Annotated in this window: 7 protein-coding genes; 6 read left to right on the forward strand and 1 reads right to left on the reverse strand. The window is 45.8% G+C overall.

Annotation, left to right across the window (positions count from 1 at the left end; genetic code table 11):
* From hisF to Q0438_RS03415, 6 genes are all read left to right on the forward strand, one after another.
* A partial coding sequence (hisF, locus tag Q0438_RS03390) for a HisA/HisF-related TIM barrel protein (RefSeq protein ID WP_299187390.1) occupies window positions 1–437 on the forward strand: 437 nt, incomplete at its 5' end.
* 37 nt (window positions 438–474) lie between these two features.
* A complete protein-coding gene (locus Q0438_RS03395; protein WP_299187393.1) occupies window positions 475–1,140 on the forward strand; it encodes a purine-nucleoside phosphorylase in 666 nt (221 codons plus the stop codon).
* Window positions 1,137–2,390 (forward strand): 23S rRNA (adenine(2503)-C(2))-methyltransferase RlmN, encoded by a 1,254-nt coding sequence (gene rlmN, locus Q0438_RS03400; protein ID WP_299187396.1) that lies wholly within the window; start codon window positions 1,137–1,139, stop codon window positions 2,388–2,390. The genes Q0438_RS03395 and rlmN overlap by 4 nt, the downstream gene beginning before the upstream one ends.
* 78 nt (window positions 2,391–2,468) lie before the next feature.
* Entirely contained in the window at window positions 2,469–2,798 is a 330-nt protein-coding gene (locus tag Q0438_RS03405) for a hypothetical protein (protein WP_299187398.1), read from the forward strand.
* A 2-nt stretch (window positions 2,799–2,800) separates the two neighbouring features.
* On the forward strand, window positions 2,801–3,253 hold the full coding sequence (locus Q0438_RS03410) for a hypothetical protein (RefSeq protein WP_299187400.1): 453 nt from the start codon (window positions 2,801–2,803) through the stop codon (window positions 3,251–3,253).
* Between the two features lie 255 nt (window positions 3,254–3,508).
* Window positions 3,509–3,697 (forward strand): hypothetical protein, encoded by a 189-nt coding sequence (locus Q0438_RS03415; protein WP_299187403.1) that lies wholly within the window; start codon window positions 3,509–3,511, stop codon window positions 3,695–3,697.
* 695 nt (window positions 3,698–4,392) lie between these two features.
* On the opposite strand, the gene Q0438_RS03420 is transcribed toward Q0438_RS03415, so the two are convergent.
* Window positions 4,393–5,387, reverse strand: a 995-nt coding sequence (locus Q0438_RS03420; protein ID WP_299187405.1) for an RNA pseudouridine synthase, incomplete at its 5' end; no start/stop codon positions are given.

Genomic DNA, 5,387 nt, shown 5'->3' on the forward strand with positions numbered 1-5,387 from the left:
CCGCGATAAAAAATCCAAATTTGATAGACGAAGCGGCGAATAAATTCGGCTCGCAATGCGTCGTAGTCGCGATCGATGCGAAGAAAACGGGCGAGGGCTATAGCGTTTTTATAAACGGCGGCAGGCTGGACACAGGCAGGGACGCGCTTGCCTGGGCAAAAGAGGCACAGGAACGCGGCACGGGTGAAATTCTGCTCACGTCGATGGACTGCGACGGCGTTAAAAACGGCTTTGAGCTAAATTTAACGCGGATTTTCAGCGCGCTTGATATCCCGGTGATCGCAAGCGGCGGTGCGGGCAAGATGGAGCACTTTAAGGACGCATTTTTAGCAGGCGCGGACGCGTGCTTGGCAGCCTCCATTTTTCACTTTAGAGAGATTGAAATCAAGGCACTTAAGACGTATTTGCGAGAGCAAGGTATCGAGGTTAGGCTGTGAAATTCGAACTCAAATTTAGCGCACAAAAGGGTGTGGCGTGATTATTTCAGCGGGACGAAACGAGATATTTCCATTCGCGCTACCGATGGGCGTGGGGCTAGTGGATATGAGCATAAATTTGACGGCGCTTTTGCAAAAGAGAGCTATGGTTGATGGTCGCGGTAAATACGAGCAAAATTTGATGGCCAATCGGCAACTTGACGAGAGGCTAAATTTGATAGATTCGCCTATTTTGCAAAGCACAAAATCCTCCCAAAACCCGGATAAAATTTTAAACGCACTACCGAGTGAGATTATTTTTATAGGCTCGGCAGGCCTCTACAATGAAGGTGAAGTTTTTGAAATTTACGAGAGTTCGGTTGCTGCAAATATCGAAATTTCAAGTCTAGAAAACAAAAGCTATTCGCCGATAGAGAGCGAAATCACTTCTGTTGTTCCACGTGGAACATGTAAAGTAAACTCCTCAAATTTCATCACAACCGATCAAAATTTGGCTCACGAGCTTTTTGATCGCGGATATTTTTTAGAAAATATGGAATTTTTTGCCGTCCTTAGAGTCGCGCAAAAATTTCAAATCCCCGCTTATGGTATATTTGTAGCAACGAATTTCTGCAGCAAAAATGCGCATGCTAATTTTATCAAAAACCACGAGCAAGCAAAAAAAGAGCTCGAAAAATACTTAAAACAAAAGGAAATTATTTGAAAAATTTGCTTGATTTTGCATTAGACGAGCTAAAAGAGCAGCTCTCGCCGCCGTTTCGCGCGAAGCAAATTTTCGAGTGGTTATACAAAAAAAATGCAATGAGTTTTGACGAGATGCTAAATTTGCCGAAGGAAATGCGCGCAAATTTGGCGCAGGAGTTTTACCTTGATCCGCTAAAATGCGTTAAATTTGAGCAGAGCACCGACGGCTCTATAAAGTATCTTTTCGAGCTCAAAGACGGACTGCGGATAGAAAGCGTACTACTACCTATGAAAGAAGAAATCAACGACGAAAACGGTGAGATAGCGCGCCACGCTCGTTATACGATCTGCGTTAGTTCCCAGGTTGGCTGCCGCATGGGCTGCTCGTTTTGTCTAACGGGCAAGAGCGGACTAACGAGAAACCTAACGCCGGGCGAGATCGTAGGTCAAATTTTATGGATAAAAAGAGAAAATAAAATCCCCTACGAACGCCGCGTAAACATCGTATATATGGGCATGGGCGAGCCGCTAGATAACCTAGAAAACGTTAGTAAAGCCATAAAAATTTTAAAAGAAAACGACGGGTTAGCTATCGCTCCGCGCCGCCAAACCGTTAGTACTAGCGGGCTAGGCAGCCAGATAAAAAAGCTCGGCGAGATGGATCTGGGCGTGCTGTTAGCGATATCTTTGCACGCCGTTACTAACGAGCTTCGCAGCAAGCTAATGCCGATAAATAACGCCTACAAAATCGAGTCCGTTATGGAGGCGGTTAGGGGCTTTCCGATAGATATGCGCAAACGAGTGATGTTTGAGTATCTCGTCATAAAAGACATGAACGACGGCATAAAGGACGCTAAAAAGCTCGTATCGCTGCTGCACGGCATCAAGGCAAAGGTAAATTTGATCTACTTTAATCCGCACGAGGGTAGCGAATACGGACGCCCAAACACGGCCGATATGGAGGCATTTCAGACGTACCTGCGCGATCACGGCGTGACCTGCACCATCAGGCAAAGTAAGGGTCTTGACATCAGCGCGGCGTGCGGTCAGCTCAAGCAAAGAAATGAGAAAAGTAAAATTTCGGCTGATGCCGGTATTGACGCGTACAAAATTTCATCCGAAAAAACGCGAGAGGGGACTAGTGCAAACGAGCCGACAAACAAAATTAGCGGCAGGAAAGGTCAAGTTTTTCTAACTAGCTTTGGCCGCAAGACCAGCCCTGAGAGCGCGGCTGCAACGCAAAATTTAACTAGCGCCGAGAAAAAATGATCGCGCCAATATCGCCCGATTATTTTCGTCGGCATCGCTATGCCGCTCAGGCTCGAACCGATAGTAAAGGTGACTTTAATGACAAACACAAGCGATGATATAGCCTTTTTAAGGGCGCAGGCAGATAGAGACAACGACGGCTCGTTTTTTGTTTTGCTCTATGATTTTTGCTATTTTGATAAGAAAATTTTCAAAAAAATTCTAAAAATTTGCCTACAAACCAAGATCGAAGATAAAAATTTAAGGGCCGAAATTTTAGATATTTTGCACTTTACGACCTATTTAATGCTTTGTCATCGCGACAAAAAGGACGTATACAAGATAAAAAATTTCAAAAAAGTCGAGGAAAAATTCGGCGATTATTTTCAGATCGTAAGGCAGATCGGCAAGAAATTTATAACGGAGTAGCAATGGACGCGCAAAAATTAATGGACGAGATCGGCGTCTTCTTGGACAGATCGCTGCTTAAAAAATCCAAGATTACAAAAGCGGAGATTATCCGCTTTATCGAGGAAAAATGGGCGGAAGCGGACGATGAAAAATACCGCATCTACGCCTCATACATCTACGCAGCGCGCATGGTAAATGAGTACAAATGGGTGGGCGACGCCCCAAATATGCTGCGCTGGCTAGGCGAGATGGATAAGCACGCCAGGAGCAAGGAAAATCCGCCTTACGTGAGCGATTATTACAAGGGCGAGTGCTGCTTGGAGTGCGGCGCGGAGCAGGAGGCGCTTGAGTTTTTGCGCAAAAGCTACGAAGCGGATGAGGAGTATCTTTTCACCCGCAGCCCAAAGGTCGCGGAGTTTTTTAATGCACATTTTGCGGAGCCTAAAATTTTGTTTAAATTTGAAGATGAGTAATACGAGGACTTAAGCTTTCCGCTGCGACTGGAGTATTTCGGTAAAATTTTAGATCAAGAAAGCGAGTTTCTCTGCTCGTTTTTAGACGAGGGCGGCGAAGAGACGGACGAGCCGAGCCGCGCACAATCGGACGCACTGGAGTTTTTAAAACAAAACCAGGAGGAAATTTTAACGGGCATCTTAACTGAAATTTTAAAAAACTACCCAAAATGGCAGAAAATTTACGACTATCCAAGCGAGACGAAAAGCGATTTTATGCCCGATATCTGCGCGCCGCAGGAACTTAGCGAACTATTGGAGCTGCAAAATATCTATATCCTAGACGGCGTGAAAATCGGCTTTGAGTTTAGCTGCTCGTGGGATATGGAGCACGGCCTAGGCGTGATGACGCGCAAAGGCAACGTCATGGGTATCGGCGAATCGGAGGTAGCGTTTGGGTGCTAGTGGATCGATTTTGTATTAAAATTTGCAGCGGATCATTTTAAATGCTGTACCGCAAAAAGATGAACAGGTAAACGAGTAAATTTTTAAAATTTTATTATCGCCCTTAAAGGACCGCTTAAATTTTACATCTGCCGCCGAAATAAATTATCTCCTGCTTGAAATCTCGTATTATGAAGCGATGCTTATCTTATATTGGAGGTGGGCATAAACCATTTAAAGGATTGATTGGCTCTAAAATTTCAAGTCAATAACGACCATTGTTAATATACATACGGCGTGCCTTGATCGTAAGTTAAATTTAACTGCCCCACTTTCCGCTTTGAACTACTGCGCGCAAGCATTTGTAGGCTCTCAGGCTCTTTTTGTTTGCAGTGTATTATAAGCCCAGCAATAAAACAGCTAGCCCAAATTTAGAATTTTTAGCAAATTAGTATTAAAAACCCACATGGAAATTCTGGCAAATTTTATGCATGTCAAACTTCCGAAACGCGCATAGAAGAATTGAGGCGCCGAATGATCGTAAGTTTCTATCGGTAGGCGGCAGACCGGGCGCCTAAATTTTCGTATCAACCGCCCCTTTTTTGCGGCGATAAAATTTCGTACTCCTGCGCATCAAAATTTTGCAAATCTCGCAAGTAAGATAAAGCTCTAATCACAAAAATAGCCCGATAGGCTGTCTAAAATTTTTATTGAGCTTATCTAAATTTTACCGATTTTGCCAGCTTATAAAATTCATTTCGCATGTCAAATTTAGATTTTATCTTGTACTCCGTTCCGTCAAATTTAAAGCAAATTTCATCCGAGTGCAGTAGCAATCTCGGAGCGCCGGTCGTCAAAATCCGCTCCGTCTCGCTCATCTTTTTATCTAAAATTTCCTCCACTTGCGGCCGCGAGAGGCCGTAGAGCGGCTCGCCCAAAATACTATGTTCCACGTGGAACAAATGCAGGCGGATTTGATGCTGTCTGCCCGTGAGCGGATAGCACTCGATCAGGCTCGCGTCAATATCCGCGAAGTATTTCAGCGGACGGATCAGCGTGACCGCCTCTTTGCCGTCCGCGGCTACCTTCATACGGATTTTTATATCTGCAAACTCGCCGCTAGGCGCGATCGGAGCATCGATCACAAAGCCTTCAAAGCCCTCTAAAAATTTCAACTTTTCGCTAAATTTAGCGTACCTCGCGGGCTCAAATTCTTTCAAATTTACGCCTAAAGTATCGGGCACAGATTTAGCCGTCGTCAAAGCGCAAGCCTCATATACACCGCCCGTATCGCCTGTCGTAGCGGCCGATCTAAATTTATCACCCACGCCGCTAGATAAAACGTCAGATCCAAATCCGCCGTGCACGCTCGTTGCCGAAGCGCGCGCGCCGCCCAAACTCGTTACGCCGCCTAAGCTCGCAGCACCCTCGGTAAATTTCGATCCGCGAATTTCATTCAAGCCGGACGCGGTGCGATCCTCCCACGCGCCATCGCGTGCCACGCCTTGCAAACGCCCACGTAATCCGTGCCGCAGATCCCCGCGCACTAGCGCTATGTATCTTTTCATCACAGATCGCTGTTCAAAGCAATCCTTCAACTTTCGCGCTGCGTTTTTATCTTTCGCGACGATCAAAACGCCGCTGGTTTCGAGATCGAGCCTGTGCGCCACGCACGCATCCTGCCCGTATAGCGACCAGATCTCGTCGTACA

Source organism: uncultured Campylobacter sp., assembly GCF_938030785.1.
Taxonomy (GTDB): domain Bacteria; phylum Campylobacterota; class Campylobacteria; order Campylobacterales; family Campylobacteraceae; genus Campylobacter_B.

Coding starts and splice junctions, on each gene's coding strand:
- Q0438_RS03415 (WP_299187403.1), top strand. CDS start 3,509: ATGCCCGATATCTGCGCGCCGCAGGAACTTAGCGAACTATTGGAGCTG.
- Q0438_RS03410 (WP_299187400.1), top strand. CDS start 2,801: ATGGACGCGCAAAAATTAATGGACGAGATCGGCGTCTTCTTGGACAGA.
- Q0438_RS03405 (WP_299187398.1), top strand. CDS start 2,469: ATGACAAACACAAGCGATGATATAGCCTTTTTAAGGGCGCAGGCAGAT.